The 14,395-nt window shown below is 72.0% G+C and carries 10 protein-coding genes; 6 read left to right on the forward strand and 4 right to left on the reverse strand.

The genetic code is table 11. The features are described from left to right. Window positions 1–24 precede the first annotated feature (24 nt). The 3 genes from ABD831_RS00580 to ABD831_RS00590 form a co-directional block, all read right to left on the reverse strand. Entirely contained in the window at window positions 25–882 is an 858-nt protein-coding gene (locus tag ABD831_RS00580) for a class II glutamine amidotransferase (RefSeq protein ID WP_344940019.1), read from the reverse strand. 2 nt (window positions 883–884) lie between these two features. Continuing rightward, window positions 885–2,606, reverse strand: a complete 1,722-nt coding sequence (locus ABD831_RS00585; RefSeq protein WP_344940022.1) for a thiamine pyrophosphate-dependent enzyme — start codon at window positions 2,604–2,606, stop codon at window positions 885–887. A gap of 66 nt (window positions 2,607–2,672) precedes the next feature. Beyond that, entirely contained in the window at window positions 2,673–4,208 is a 1,536-nt protein-coding gene (locus tag ABD831_RS00590; protein WP_344940025.1) for an FMN-binding glutamate synthase family protein, read from the reverse strand. Between the two features lie 272 nt (window positions 4,209–4,480). Here ABD831_RS00590 and lysX point away from each other — a divergent pair, with 272 nt between their 5' ends. The 4 genes from lysX (at window position 4,481) to ABD831_RS00610 (ending at window position 11,686) form a co-directional block, all read left to right on the forward strand. Further along, complete coding sequence (gene lysX / locus ABD831_RS00595) at window positions 4,481–7,813, forward strand: bifunctional lysylphosphatidylglycerol synthetase/lysine--tRNA ligase LysX (RefSeq protein ID WP_344940028.1); 3,333 nt, start codon at window positions 4,481–4,483, stop codon at window positions 7,811–7,813. Further along, window positions 7,804–8,919 carry an alpha/beta hydrolase gene (locus ABD831_RS00600; protein ID WP_344940031.1) on the forward strand — a complete coding sequence of 372 codons (1,116 nt, stop codon included), beginning with the start codon at window positions 7,804–7,806 and terminating at the stop codon, window positions 8,917–8,919. Before lysX ends, ABD831_RS00600 begins: the two co-directional genes overlap by 10 nt. Continuing rightward, window positions 8,912–9,928 (forward strand): SGNH/GDSL hydrolase family protein, encoded by a 1,017-nt coding sequence (locus ABD831_RS00605; RefSeq protein ID WP_344940033.1) that lies wholly within the window; start codon window positions 8,912–8,914, stop codon window positions 9,926–9,928. The genes ABD831_RS00600 and ABD831_RS00605 overlap by 8 nt, the downstream gene beginning before the upstream one ends. A 72-nt stretch (window positions 9,929–10,000) precedes the next feature. Further along, a complete protein-coding gene (locus ABD831_RS00610) occupies window positions 10,001–11,686 on the forward strand; it encodes an alpha-amylase family protein (protein ID WP_344940036.1) in 1,686 nt (561 codons plus the stop codon). A gap of 30 nt (window positions 11,687–11,716) precedes the next feature. Here the strand turns inward: ABD831_RS00610 and ABD831_RS00615 are convergent, their stop codons facing one another. After that, window positions 11,717–12,685, reverse strand: a complete 969-nt coding sequence (locus ABD831_RS00615; RefSeq protein WP_344940039.1) for an SDR family NAD(P)-dependent oxidoreductase — start codon at window positions 12,683–12,685, stop codon at window positions 11,717–11,719. Between the two features lie 57 nt (window positions 12,686–12,742). On the opposite strand from ABD831_RS00615, the gene ABD831_RS00620 reads away from it, so the two are divergent. Then, window positions 12,743–13,924 carry a zinc-dependent alcohol dehydrogenase gene (locus ABD831_RS00620; protein ID WP_344940041.1) on the forward strand — a complete coding sequence of 394 codons (1,182 nt, stop codon included), beginning with the start codon at window positions 12,743–12,745 and terminating at the stop codon, window positions 13,922–13,924. Between the two features lie 66 nt (window positions 13,925–13,990). Beyond that, entirely contained in the window at window positions 13,991–14,359 is a 369-nt protein-coding gene (locus ABD831_RS00625) for a hypothetical protein (protein WP_344940044.1), read from the forward strand. The last annotated feature ends 36 nt before the right edge of the window (window positions 14,360–14,395 follow it).

Genomic DNA, 14,395 nt, shown 5'->3' on the forward strand with positions numbered 1-14,395 from the left:
CCCTGCCCCACGCCCTCGGCCCGCTCAGGCACCCGTCGGACGCTGCGAGGCGGCCGCGGCGCCGAGGTCCGACAGCTGGAGCCGGTGCACCGGGTCGTGGTCGACGACGACGCGCTCGTCGACCTGCAGGTCCGGCCCGACCCGGACGAGGACACCGGGATCGAGCATCCGCCACCCGGGGTCGTCGTCGAGGCGCTCGCTCGCGACGACGACGCTCGGGGCGTCACCCAGCTCGTCGCTGACGACGCGCGTGCCGGCCGCGCTGCGGTGGTCGAGCCCCGCCGCCGGGTGGCGCCGGTCGAGGATCCAGAGCGCGTGCGTGTCGGGGTAACGGCACGCCCACAGGTCGGAAGGGGTCGCGAGGACGAGGTTGACGGCATACACGGGCAGGTGTTCGGCCACCCACCCCAGCGCCCGTTCGATGCCGACGCCGACGTCGCCCCCGGCCGCCGCCGTCTCCGAGGTCACGAGCGCGAAGAGGCGCTCCGAGTCGGTGTCGCCCCGGACCAGCGACATCGCGTCACCGAGGTGGCGCTCGAGCTCGGGCAGTCCCTCGAGGACGCCGTTGTGCGCGAAGACCCGCCCGTCGAACTCGAACGGGTGGGTGTTCTCCGGAGTGGGGTCGCTGCCGGACGAATGGCGCACGTGTGCGACGAAGGTCGAGCTGCGCCGCTCCCTGGCCTCGCTCGCGAACGCGGGATCGTGCCATGCCGCGAGCGGCTGCTTCTCCACGACCGGGCGGCCGGCCTCGTCGAACGTGCCGAGCCCCGTGCCATCCGGGTTGGCGTGCGACTGACGGCTCAGGCTGTCATCGGCGTCGAGCAGCCAGAAGGTCGCGGACACCCGTGCTTGGCCGGCGCTCATCCCGAAGAGGCGACACACGGCTACCGGCTCTCCATGGCTTCCTTGGCCTTGGCGATGGCGAAGCCCCAGCCCTGGGCGAGCTTGGGCTTCGGCGGGATCGCGACCTCGTCGGGGTTGGTCACGACGTCGAGCAGCACCGGGCCGTCGGCGGCGAGCGCCCACGTGACGGCCGCCTCGAGCTGCTCGGGCTCGGTGACCCGGCGGCTCGCGAGCCCCATCGCGGCGGCGACGGCCGCGAGGTCGGGGTTGTCGAGCTCGGTACCGAACTCCGGCAGGCCGCCCTGCTCCTGCTCCAGCTTGACCATGCCGAGACGCCCGTTGTCGAAGACGACCACCACGACGGGCAGCCGATAGGTGACGGCGGTGCGCAGGTCGCCGAGCAGCATCATGAGTCCGCCGTCGCCGGCGAAGGCGACGACGGGACGGGTGCGGTCGAGGGCCTGCGCACCGAGCGCCATCGGCAGCGCGTTGGCCATCGAGCCCAGGTTGTAGGAGCCGACGAGCCGTCGGGTGCCGCGCATCGTGACGAAACGGGCGAGCCATGCCGTCGACATGCCCGTGTCGCTCGTGAAGATCGTCGAGTCCGGCGCGAGGCGGTCGACGGTGGCAGCCACCGCCTCGGGGCGGATCCGCTCGTCGGGGTTGTCGAGGACCGCGCGGGCACGCCCGAGGAGCGTGTGGTCGTGGCCGGGTTCGAGCAGCGACCGCTGCCGCTCGTGCCACTGCTCGTATGCCGTGCGCGCCGTCTCGAGGTGGGCCCGGTCCGTGCGCCGGTCGAGCCGAGGGACGAGCCGCGCGAGCGTGGCTGCGGCGTCGCCGACGAGCGCGTGCTGGACCCGCGTGCGCCGGCCGATGTGCTCGCCTCGCGCATCGAGCTGGATGACGGTCTTCCCGGTCGGGTACCAGTCGCGGTAGGGGAAGTCGGTGCCGACGAGGACGAGCACGTCGCAGTCGTCCATGGCCTTGGCGGCCGCGGGGTTGCCGATGAGGCCCGACTGGCCGACCTCGAAGGGGTTGTCGTGCTCGAGGCCCTCCTTCGCCTTGAGCGTCAGCACCATCGGTGCCGCGAGGACGTCGGCCAGCTCGAGCACGTGCGACCGGGCCTCGCGCGCCCCGCACCCGACGAGGAGCGTCACCGGCGCATCTCCTGACAGCGCGGCGACGGCGGCGTCGACCTGCGCGTCCGGGGCCGGCGCCGGCACTCCGGTGGGCGCGAACGCCGCGGGCCGCACACCCCGGTCGACGGGGAGGTCCCCGACGTCCCCGGGAAGCGTCAGCACCGCGACCCCATGCATGGACTGGGCGGCGTTGACGGCCTGCTCGAGCAGGTAGGGCAGCTGTCCGGCGGACGTCAGGGTCTGCGACCACACGGACACGTCGGCGAACAGTGCGTTGTTGTCGACCTCCTGGAAGAAGTCGGTGCCGATCTCCGGGCTCGGCACCTGACCGCAGATGGCGAGGACGGGCGCGTGCGACTTCTTCGCGTCGTAGAGGCCGTTGAGGAGGTGGATCGAGCCCGGCCCGACAGTGCCCATGCAGACGCCGAGGGTGCCGGTCAGCTGGGCCTGGGCGCTGACGGCGAAGGCCGCGACCTCCTCGTGCCGCACCCCGACCCACTCGATGCGATCCTCCGTCCGGATGGCGTCCGTCAGCGGGTTGAGGGCGTCGCCGACCACACCCCAGACCTGGGTCACTCCCGCATCGGCCAACGAGGTGATGATGTGCTCGGCGACGGTGGTCATGTGGGGGTCCTTCCGTGGTGAGCAGCCAGGTCGGCCGCTCTGCTCCGGCTCGTGTCGGTGCTGCGGTCAGAGGTGCGCCGGACGCGGTCCCGCGCCGAAGTGGTCGGCGCTGGCGGTCGCCCAGTCGTGGGCCCAGTCCTCCGGCGGCTCGGCCAGGAGCTGCCCGGGCGCCAGCCAGTCGTAGAGGACGGCATAGGACCGGTTGTCGGTCGCGGACACGTTCATCCGCAGGTGGTGCGGCGTCAGGTCCGCCGGGTCGGTGACGCCCATCGCCGCCATGATCCGCATCGCCTCGTCGACGGTGGCCTGCTGGTAGCGGTGGACGCGCTCGCTCTTGTCGCCGACGTCGAGCGCCCGAGCCCGGCGCGCGTTCTGCGTGGCGACGCCGCTCGGGCACTTGTCGGTGTGGCAGCGCTGCGCCTGGATGCAGCCCGCCGCCATCATCATCGCGCGGGCCGAGTTGGTGTAGTCCGCGCCCTGGACGAGGCGCTTGACGATGTCGTTGCCCGCCGCGACCTTGCCGCTCGCGCCGATGCGCACGCGGTCGCGCAGTCCCACGCCGACGAGCGCGTTGTGCATGGTCATGAGCCCATGGGTCAGCGGCATGCCGACGTGGTCCTCGAACTCGAGCGGCGCCGCACCGGTGCCGCCCTCGGAGCCGTCGACGACGATGAAGTCCGGCGTCGTGCCGACCTCGACCATCGCCTTGCACATCGCGAGGACGTCGACCCGCGAGCCGACGCAGAGCTTGAGACCCGTCGGCTTGCCACCGGCCAGCTCACGCATCCGTGCGATGAACTCAATGAGCTCGACAGGAGTGTGGAAGACGCGGTGGCTCGACGGGCTGACGCACTTCTCGCCCTGCGGGACCTCGCGGATGTCGGCGATCTCCTTGGTCACCTTCGCGGCAGGGAGCACACCGCCGATGCCGGGCTTGGCGCCCTGGCTCAGCTTGAGGGAGACGCACTTGACGGAGTCGCCGGATGCCTTGTCCGAGAAGGTCGCCGGATCGAAGTCGCCGTCCTTGGTGCGAGCGCCGAAGTAGCCGGTGCCGATCTCCCAGACGATGTCGCCACCGTTCTCGAGGTGATAGGGGGACAGGCCACCTTCCCCCGTGTCGTGGGCGAAGCCACCCAGGGCCGCGCCCTTGTTGAGGGCGCGGATCGCGTTGGCGGACAGGGCTCCGAAGCTCATCGCCGACACGTTGAGCAGGGCCATGGAGTACGGCTGGGTGCAGTCGGGGCCGCCGACGAGGACGCGGGCCGGCTGGTCGGGCGGGTCCGCCGGGGCGGCCGAGTGCACGAGGTACTCGTAGCCGACCTCGTTGACGTCGAGCTCCGTGCCGTAGGGCCGCTCGCCGTGGATGCCCTTGGCCCGTTCGTAGACCACGGAGCGGGTGTCGCGGTCGAAGGGCCGTCCGTCCCAGTCACGCTCGATGAAGTACTGCTGCAGCTCCGGGCGGATGTCCTCGAGGAGGTAGCGCAGGTGCCCGACGACGGGGTAGCGCCGCAGGATCGTGTGTTTCCTCTGGAGCAGGTCCCAGGCCGCCAGTCCGGCTGCGCCCACTCCCGCTCCGCCGAGCACCCATCTGCTCCTGGCCACGGCTGTCTCCTCATCGTCCCGACGGGCCGAGTGACGGCCCGTCCGCCTGCCGGGAGTGCGCGTCCCTTTGCCGCACTCCGTCGATTCGCATCACGTCTCGTGACACGTCCGCGTCACCCGAGACCTACCCCTCACACCGGCCCGCCCACCTGAGAAGTTCCTGAGCCGTCACCACCGGAGCCGGAGCCTGAGCACAGGCTGGACGTCCGCTGTGGGGCCTTTTGCAGCAGACGTCCAGCCGTCACCCAGCGCCAAGAGGGATCCTCGGCCCCATGAGCACCCGAACACCGCGGGCGCGGGCCTCGCACCGTCCCGCGCGACTGCTCACCGGTCTCTACGCACTCGCCACGGTGGTGGCTCTCCTGCTGACGCTGCTGGCCCGGCGACGACCTCACCCACTCCTCGCCGAGGACCTCTTCGGCCTTCTCAACGTGCCCGTGGCCCCGACGTTCGTCTCGGTCGTCGCGCTCGCCCTGGCGACGAGGGCCCTGCTGGGCCGCAAGCGGATCGGCCTCTGGTTCGTCGCCGTCTTCCAGGTCCTCGGCATCTACGTCGGTTTCCTCGCGCTCGTGCCGGCCGCGCGCCTCCCACGGACCGGCATGTGGGTCAGCCGCGGCAGCCTCGGCCGCGAGCTCGACATCATCTCGATCGTCGTCGCGGTGCTCGCCCTGTGGTGGCTCTGGCGCCTCCGGCACGAGTTCACCGGCCGGCTGCAGAAGGGCTCGTGGGGCCTCGCGCTCGCCGCCCTCGTCGCCGGTTCCGCAGCGACGGTCGGGGTCGCGTGGCTGCTCCTCGGCGCCGTCGGCGCACCGCGGTCGCAGGTGGACCCACTCGTCGACACGGTGCTCGCGGTCTTCGGCGGCTTCAGCCGTCAGACCCTGGCCCTCGTGCCGCCCTGGGTCGTCGACGTCGTCGCCGTCTGCGCCGGCCTGACGATCCTGTCGGCCGTCACCCTCTTCCTCGCCTCGGCCCGTCCAGGCAGCCGGTGGTCGCCCGACCGTGAGGTGGCCCTGCGCGGCCTTCTCGCTCAGCACGGCTCGGACGACTCGCTCGGCTACTTCGCGACCCGCCGCGACAAGGCCTCGGTCTTCTCCCCGGACGGGCGGGCGGCCGTGACCTACCGCGTGGTCGCCGGGGTCTCGCTCGCGTCGGCGGACCCCGTCGGCCACCCCGACAGCTGGCAGCCCGCGATCGAGGCCTGGCGCGCCGAGGCACGCGAGTTCGGCTGGGTTCCGGCGGTGCTCGGAGCGAGCGAGCACGGCGCCCGCGCCTACGCCGCCACCGGTGGCATGCGAGTGCTGCTGCTCGGCGACGAGGCCATCCTCGACGCCGGCCGCTTCGACCTGCGCCGGACGTCCCTGACGCCCGTGCGCCGCGCGGTCGCCCGAGCCAACCGCGCCGGCCTCACCGTCCACGTCCGCCGGCAGCACGAGCTTCGTGGCGAGGAGCTGGCCGAGATCGGCGACCGCGCCGAGGCCTGGCGCAGCGGCGAGTCCGACCGGGGCTTCTCGATGGCGCTGGGTCGCGCCGGCGACCCGGCGGACGGCGAGGTCCTGCACGTCACCGCCCACCTCGGCGACGGCTCGCTCGTCGGGGTCCTGTCCCTCGTGCCCTGGGGTCGCTCCGGTGTCTCCCTCGACGTCATGCGCCGCTCCCCCGACGCCCCGAACGGCGTGACCGAGCTCATGGTGAGCGAGCTGCTGTCCCGGGCGCCCGAGCTCGGGCTCTCCCGCATCTCCCTCAACTTCTGCATGTTCCGAGCGGTCTTCGAGGACGCCGAACGACTCGGCTCCGGGTCGCTGACCCGGATGGGCGCCTCGGTGCTCGGGGTCTTCGACCGTTTCTGGCAGCTCGAGCGCCTCTACCGCTCCAACGAGAAGTACGAGCCGACGTGGCTGCCCCGGTTCCTCTGCTACGACGACGCCGTCTCCCTGCCACAGGTCGCCGTCGCCGCGGGCGCGGCGGAGGGATTCATCCGCTACCCCGCCCTGCGCGCCTCCGGGGGCGAGCTCGACGCCGACCACCTCGCGCAGGCCGCAGCCGTCGAGGCGGCCGCCGTCGACGTCGCCGACCTCGGGCCGCGTCGCTCGGACCAGTTCCGCCACCGGGCGGCGATCCTCGACCGCATGCGTGAGGCCGGTCTCGACCCCTATCCCGTCGGCGCCGGGTCGGCCACCACCACGGCGATCGCCGACCTCGGTCCGTCGCACTGGGACGAGCCATGCACCGTCTCGGTGGTCGGTCGCGTGCGGCAGGTACGCGACCACGGCGGCGTCGTCTTCGCCACCCTCGTCGACGGTGGCGCCTCCGTCCAGGTGCTGCTCGACGCAGCCCGGTTGGGGCGCGAGCGCCTCTGGCAGCTGACGGCGTTCGTCGACGTCGGCGACCTGGTGCGTGTCGACGGCACGACCGGCCTCTCCCGCTCGGGCACCCGCAGCCTCCTCGCACAGACCTGGCGGATGGAGGCCAAGTCGCTGCACCCCGTCCCGTTCCGAGCCTTCGACGACCCCGCGGCGAGGGCCAGGCAGCGCTCGACCGACCTGCTGGTGCACCCCGGTGACGTCGAACTGCTGCGGCAGCGCTCGGCGGTGGTCGCATCCCTGCGTCGCAGCCTCGGCGACGCCGGCTTCCTCGAGGTCGAGACGCCGATGCTCCACACCACCCACGGCGGTGCGAGCGCCCGGCCGTTCCACACCTTCATCAACGCCTACGGCATCGACCTGTCCCTGCGCATCGCCCCCGAGCTGCACCTGAAGCGACTCCTCGTCGCCGGCCTCGGGCCGGTCTTCGAGCTCGGCCGCAACTTCCGCAACGAGGGCGCCGACGCGACGCACAACCCGGAGTTCACCTCGCTCGAGGTCTACCAGCCCCATGCCGACTACACGACGATGCGCCACCTCACGGAGCGGCTCGTCCGCGACGCGGCCCGCACCGTCCACGGCCGCGAGGCCCTCCCCCTGCCGAGAGACGGGGCAGCCCGTGGGCGCGGCGGCGAGGTCGGGCTCGTCGACATCAGTGGTGAGTGGCCCGTCGTGCCGGTGGTCGAGGCCGTCTCGGAAGCGGTCGGCCGCCGGATCACCATCGACACCGACATGGACGTGCTGCTCGGGCTCGCCGGAGCGCACGGCATCCCGGTGCGACCGCAGATGCGGGCCGGCGCGGTCATCGAGGAGCTCTACGCCGAGCTCGTCGAGCCGGCGACGCTGCTGCCCACCTTCTACACCGACTTCCCGATGGAGACCTCCCCCCTGACCCGGCCGCACCGCACCAAGGCGGGACTCGTCGAGCGCTGGGACCTCGTTGTCGCCGGGATGGAGGTCGGCACGGCATACAGCGAGCTCACCGACCCCGTCGACCAGCGGGCGCGCCTCACCGAACAGTCGCTCAAGGCCGCCGCAGGCGACCCCGAGGCCATGGAGCTCGACGAGGACTTCCTCCAGGCCCTCGAGCTCGGCATGCCGCCGACCGGCGGCCTGGGTCTCGGCGTGGACCGGCTCGTCATGCTCCTCACCGACACCTCCATCCGGTCGGTGCTCACCTTTCCCTTCGTCCGCCCGACCTCCGGGCCGCGACCCGACCGTGAAGCGAGCCCTGCATGGAACTGACCGACCCGGGCGTCATCGTGCTGCTGGCCGGCCTCGCCCTCGTGCTGTTCGCCCTCGTCGTCGCAGGGCTGCCCCGGTGGGGCAACGCCGGGGTGCGAGCCGTCGTGCGAGGCGTTCAGGTCGTGCTGCTCAACTTCCTCGTCGTCGCGCTCGCCGGCGCGGCACTCAACGACCAGTACCTCTTCTACTCCAGCTGGGGGGACCTGTTCGGTTCGCGCTCCGCGTCGGTGCAGGTGCACCACGGCGGAACGACGCCCGAGGTCGTGGCGGCTCCCGTGCAGGGTCCGGGGCTGCGCGGGGTGACGACGCCGACGGTGCTGCCGCCGCTGCCGCAGCCGGGGTCACGCCTGCAGAACTACACCGTCGTCGACACGCGGTCGAACGCCGAGGGACAGGTCTTCGTCTACCTGCCGGTCGGCTACGACCCCAGGTCGCCGCGGGCCTACCCGGTCATCGTCGGGCTGCACGGCTTCCCGAGCGGGCCTCGGGGGTTCATCAGGCTCAACTTCATCAGCACCGTCGACGCGCTGACCGCGGAACACCGGATGGCGCCGTCGATCGTCGTGGTGCCCCGCATCGACACGCCGGCCGGGCTCGACACGGAGTGCGTCAACGGGGGTCCCGGGATGCCGCAGACCGACACCTGGCTCGCGCACGACATCCCCGCCTGGACGGCGCACCACTTCCGCGTCCAGAGGGCGCGGACGTCGTGGGCCACGGTCGGCTACTCCTACGGGGCGTGGTGCGCCGCCTCGCTCTCGATGCGTCACCCCGACGTCTTCGGGGCCGCGGTCGTCCTGCTCGGCTACTTCCGCCCCGACTTCAGTGCCGCCTACGACCCGCTCACCGCCAAGTCGGAACGGGGCTACGACCTCGTGACCATGGCGCACACGGCGCCGCCGCCCGTGGCGATGTGGGTGCTGACCTCGAGGGAGGACCCGCTGTCGTACCCGACGACGTCGAAGTTCCTCAGCGTCGCCCGTCCGCCGCTCGACGTCACCGGCACGGTCCTGGCCCACGGCGGCCACCGCGACTCGGTGTTCACGCCCTACGTCCCCGCGTCGTTGGCGTGGCTGGCCCAGACCCTGCCGGGTTTCCGTGCCTGACGGTCGACGGGGTATGCCGCGTGGCGCCTCCTCGGGCACGCGCTCGGGACCCGCGTGGCGGGCGAGGCCGCACCACGTGCTCGTGGCCCTGCTCGGCATCGCCGTCCTCGTCGCGCTCGCCGTGAGCGGCGTCGTGCCGGGCCTCGACTCGATCACGTCGGCGGGCGGTCCCGGCTCCGCCGCCTCCGTCCCCTCCGTGCCGGTCCCGGCGAGCAGGTCGTCCGCCGCACCGACCGGGGCCGGAACACCCTCGGCCCCAGCAGCCCTCCCGCCCGGCCCGCTGACCCTCGTCGGGCTCGGGGACTCCGTGCCCTCCGCGGGGTCGTGCGGCTGCACGGGCTACGTCGAGCAGGTCGGCAGCCGGCTCGAGCAGCTGACCCACCACGGCTGGGTGGTGCACAACGACGCCAACGGTGGCTGGACGACCGCCGACGTCGAGGGCGACCTGGGCTCGGCCCCGACCCGCTCCCACCTCGCAACCGCCGACCTCGTGCTCGTCGAGGTGGGCGCCAACGACTTCGACCTCGACCGGGTCGACGACCAGGGCTGCTTCCCGGCGGCGGGGTCGTCCTGCTGGTCCGCGACGATCGCCGGCCTGCGCGACGGGCTGACCCGGATCATCCAGGGGATCCGCAGCCTCGACCACCGCCCCGACCTGCGCATCGCCCTGCTGGGCTACTGGAACGTCACGGTCGACGGCTCCGTGGGACGCGCCCTGGGTGAGGACTTCGTGCTCGGCAGCGACGAGCTCACGCGCCTCGTCAACACCACGGTCGAGCAGGTGGCGGCCGCCACGGGGGCGGTCTACGTCGACGCCTACACCCCCCTCAAGGGACAGACGGGCACGCGCGACCCCACGGCAGACCTGCTCGACGACGGCGACCACCCCAACGCCTCCGGTCACACCCTGCTCTCGACGGCTGTCGTCGACGAGCTGCGCACCATCGGAGCCGTCGCGACCTGGACGGCGCCGTCGGGGCCCGGGCGCCCGGCCTCACCGGGGCATTGACGCCTGCCCTCCGGTGCGGTTGCGTGTCGCGCAGGGCATCTCGCCCGAGGAGAGAGGAGTCCGGCCGTGCGGATGAGTGACACCGGGGACATCTGGTGGAAGAACGCCGTGGTCTACTGCGCCGACATCCAGACCTTCTCGGACTCCGACGGCGACGGCATCGGCGACCTGCGCGGCATGACCGACCGCATCGAGTATCTCGCCGACCTCGGGGTGACCTGCCTCTGGCTCATGCCCTTCTACCCGACGGCCCGCAAGGACGACGGCTACGACATCACGGACTTCTTCGGGGTCGACCCCGAGCTCGGGACGCTCGGCGACTTCGTCGAGCTCGTCCGCACGGCCGACGCGCACGGCATCCGCATCATCGTGGACTTCGTCATGAACCACACCTCCGACCAGCACCCGTGGTTCAAGTCCGCCCGCCGCAGCCGCGACGACCCCTACCGCGACTACTACGTCTGGAGCCGGACCAAGCCCAGGTCGAGCAAGAAGGACGTCGTCTTCCCCGACGAGGAGGACAGCATCTGGGAGCGCGACGAGACCACGGGCGAGTACTACCTCCATCACTTCTACAAGCACCAGCCCGACCTCAACGTCGCCAATCCGGCTGTGCAGGAGGAGATCTCGCGCACCCTGGGATTCTGGCTGGCTCTCGGCGTCTCGGGGTTCCGCGTCGACGCCGTGCCCTTCCTCTTCGCCCGCGACGGCGTCCCCGGCATCGAGGACGCCGCGGCCGAGGCGGCCTTCAACCCCGACCGCTACCTCGGCGACGTGCGCTCCTTCGTGACCAGGCGTCGGGGAGACGCCGTGCTCCTCGGCGAGGTCAACCTGCCCTATCCCGACCAGCTCCGCTTCTTCGGTGGCGCCGACGGGGACGGCCTCAACATGCAGTTCGACTTCATCGGCATGCAGCGCTTCTACCTGTCCCTGGCACGGGGAGACGCGGGACCGCTCGCGGAGGCGCTCCGCGAGCGACCGGCTCTCGACGTGACGAGCCAGTGGGCCAGCTTCGTACGCAACCACGACGAGCTGACGCTGGACAAGCTGAGCACGAAGGAGCGCCGTGAGGTCTTCGCGGCGTTCGGTCCCGACCCGGACATGCAGCTCTACGGTCGGGGCCTGCGCCGGCGGCTGCCGACCATGGTCAGCGGTGACCAACGGCGCCTGCGCCTCGCCTACTCCCTCGCCTTCTCGTTGCCGGGCACACCTGTCCTCTTCTACGGCGAGGAGATCGGGATGGGTGAGAACCTCGACATCCCCGGCCGCCTGGCCGTGCGCACGCCGATGCAGTGGACGCCGTCACCGAGCGGCGGCTTCTCCTCCGCCCCTCCGCGCCGGCTCACCCGGCCCATGCCCACCGGCCTCTGGGGGCCCGAGCACGTCAACGTCGTGGACCAGCGGAAGGACCCCGACTCCCTCTGGTGGTTCGTGCGCGCCCTGGCCCGCCGGTACCGGCAGCTCCCGCAGAGCGGCTGGTCGACGGTCGAGGTGCTGGACCACCCGGTCCCCTCGGTCCTGGCGCACCTGAGCCGGTGCGAGGAGTGGGCGCTCCTCGCGCTCCACAACTTCGGCGAGGACGGCGCCATCGTGCCCCTCACCCTCTCCGACGTGCCGGAGGGGGCGCGGCTCGTCGACGTGCTGGGGAGCCTGCCCGACCTTCCCCTGGACCCGTCCGGTCACCTCGAGCTCGACCTCGGGCCCTACGGCTACCGTTGGCTGCTCGTCGCCGGCGCCGACGAGGAACCGCTCCTCTGACGGACCCCCGGGCGCGCCCGTCCCCCGCGCTCACTCGAGGTTGCGTCGTGCCGCCCGTTCACCGAGCGTCGTCAGGCGGTCGACGAAGGACGACCCGAGCCGGCGTGCCGCCTCGCGACCGTCAGCGGTCCGCGCGCCCTCCCGGCCCGGCGCGTCGGGCAGGAGCCGACCCACCAGCCCGAGGACGCGCGTCGTCGTCCCCGGTGCGAGGCCGCGCACCCGGATGCCGAGCCAGGCCAACGGCGTGAGGACGACCATCGGTCGACCGGCCAGCACGGCGTCGACGATGCGCCGCGCGGCGCGATCGGCATCGACCGAGACGAGCGGCAGCGAGGCGGCCGGCGCGAACCACGCATACTCCGCCGGCGCGTCGCCGCCGAAGCGCGCGTGCTCGTGACCACCGGTACGCATGAGGCCGGGCACGATCGTCGTGGCCGTGACGCCGGTGCCGCTGAGAGCAGCGGCGAGGCCGTCCGAGAAGCCGACCGCCGCGAACTTGGCCGTGGCATAAGGCAGCAGGTGCGGCGGCGACACCATGCCACCGATGGAGGTCACCGTGCCGATCCGGCCGTGACCGCGACGACGCATGTGCGGCAGCACCGTCATGGCCGCGTGGATGGGACCCCACGCCATGGTGTCCATCGCGTCCTCGAAGTCGTGCAGGACCAGCGACTCGACGGGCGCGGCCTGGATGACCCCGGCCACGGTCACGAGCACCTCGATCGGGCCGACCGTGTGCTCTACCCGGCCGACGAGCTCGCCGACCTCGTGCCGGTCGCGCACGTCGCACCGCTGCGTCGACACCGGCCCCCAGTCGGACAAGGTTGCGGTCGCGCGCTCGAGCTCGTCCCCGTCGCGGGCCGCCACCACCACGCGGTGCCCGCGGGCCAGCAGCTCTCTCGCGATGAGCAGGCCCAGACCCCGGGAGCCGCCGAGGACGACGGCGACAGGCCTGTCGTCGTGACCCGGGCTCTCGGTGGCAGGCGATCCTTCGGTCATGTCCATGCTCGCTCCCAGCGGGTTTTCCCTCGCACCGCCATGGGTAGGTGCCAGCACATGAAGGCACTCACCTGGCACGGCATCGAGGACGTCCGCGTCACCGACGTACCCGACCCCGTCATCACTGACACCACCGACGCGATCGTCCGCGTCACGTCGACGGCGATCTGCGGCTCCGACCTGCACCTCTACGGCGTCCTCGCCCCCTACCTCCAGCCGGGCGACGTCCTCGGACACGAGTTCATGGGCAGCGTCGAGCAGGTCGGACCGGACGTGGCGACCCTCGCCGTCGGGGACCGGGTCGTCGTGCCCTTCAACATCTCCTGCGGACGCTGCTGGATGTGCCAGCGCGGGCTCTTCGCCCAGTGCGAGACGACACAGAACACCCAGACGGGCAAGGGCGCGAGCCTCTTCGGCTACACGAGCCTCTACGGCTCCGTGCCCGGCGGACAGGCGGAGTACGTCCGGGTGCCGCACGCGGACTTCGGTCCCATCGTCATCCCCACGGAGATGCCCGACGAGCGCTTCCTCTACCTCTCGGACATCCTGCCGACCGCCTGGCAGGCCGTCGAGTACGCCGATGTGGGCGCCAACGACACCCTGGCAGTCCTCGGCCTGGGTCCCGTCGGACAGCTTGCCGTGCGGTCGGCCCTGCACCGTGGGGTCGGACGCGTCATCGGGGTCGACCTCGTCCCGGACCGCATCGAGAAGGCTCGAGCCAGCGGCGCCGAGGTCATCGACGCGAACGACACCGACGTCGCCCAGGCGCTCCTCGACCTGACGGACGGGCGAGGACCGGACGCCGTGATCGACGCCGTCGGCATGGAAGCACACGGAAACCCGTGGTCGGAGAAGGTGATCGGGGCAGCGAGCCGACTTCCCAAGCCGGTCGCCCGGCAGGCCATAGAGCGTGTCGGCATCGACCGTCTCGCCGCCCTGCACACAGCGGTCGCGGCCGTCCGCCGGGGCGGCACGCTCTCGATCAGCGGCGTCTACGGCGGATCGGCCGACCCCATGCCGATGATGGAGCTCTTCGACAAGGGACTGACCGTCCGGATGGGCCAGTGCCACGTGCGACGTTGGAGCGACGAGCTGCTCGACATCGTCCGCGCCGAGGACGACGTGCTCGGGCTCGAGGGACTGGCCACGCACCACGCGGGCCTGGCCGACGCACCGGACCTCTACCGGGTCTTCCAGGAGAAGCAGGACGAGTGCCTCAAGGTCGTCCTGACGCCCTGATCACCGCACGACCGCGCGGGGGGAACACAGAGGAACGACGAGGAACGCACGACCGAAGGAGACGCCATGAGCGTGACGAGTTTCCAGGACCTACCCCTCGCCGACCGCGACCGCGAGTGGGACGGCGACGCAGCCGAGAAGCGGGTTCGCGAGTGGGCGGGTGCCACGAAGGAGCCCAACGAGAAGTACCGCGACGCCCACGTCTGGTACGACGCCGAGCAGAAGTCGAACTTCACGGCATACAAGCTCCTCGTCGCAGACGTCGTCGACGGCAGGCTGCGTGCGGTGCCCCGCGGCGTCATGGCCGCCGCCGCGGTCATGCAGGGGTCCCGGGGCGGCGTGGACCTTCCCGAGAAGGACCGCGACCGTGTCCGCAGCCACCTCGCGAAGTACTACGCCAAGATGGGCGAGGACGCCCCGTGGGAGCGCGACTGAGCCGTCGCGCCCTCATCGATCCCCCGGCCACCCTGC

Origin of the sequence: Terrabacter ginsenosidimutans (assembly GCF_039539425.1) — a bacterium.
Taxonomy (GTDB): Bacteria; Actinomycetota; Actinomycetes; order Actinomycetales; family Dermatophilaceae; genus Terrabacter; species Terrabacter ginsenosidimutans.

Bases quoted from the DNA above. Each gene is read 5' to 3' on its own strand.
- ABD831_RS00625 (WP_344940044.1), top strand. From the start codon at position 13,991: ATGAGCGTGACGAGTTTCCAGGACCTACCCCTCGCCGACCGCGACCGC.
- ABD831_RS00610 (WP_344940036.1), top strand. From the start codon at position 10,001: ATGAGTGACACCGGGGACATCTGGTGGAAGAACGCCGTGGTCTACTGC.
- ABD831_RS00585 (WP_344940022.1), bottom strand. From the start codon at position 2,606: ATGACCACCGTCGCCGAGCACATCATCACCTCGTTGGCCGATGCGGGA.
- lysX (WP_344940028.1), top strand. From the start codon at position 4,481: ATGAGCACCCGAACACCGCGGGCGCGGGCCTCGCACCGTCCCGCGCGA.
- ABD831_RS00615 (WP_344940039.1), bottom strand. From the start codon at position 12,685: ATGACCGAAGGATCGCCTGCCACCGAGAGCCCGGGTCACGACGACAGG.
- ABD831_RS00600 (WP_344940031.1), top strand. From the start codon at position 7,804: ATGGAACTGACCGACCCGGGCGTCATCGTGCTGCTGGCCGGCCTCGCC.
- ABD831_RS00620 (WP_344940041.1), top strand. From the start codon at position 12,743: ATGAAGGCACTCACCTGGCACGGCATCGAGGACGTCCGCGTCACCGAC.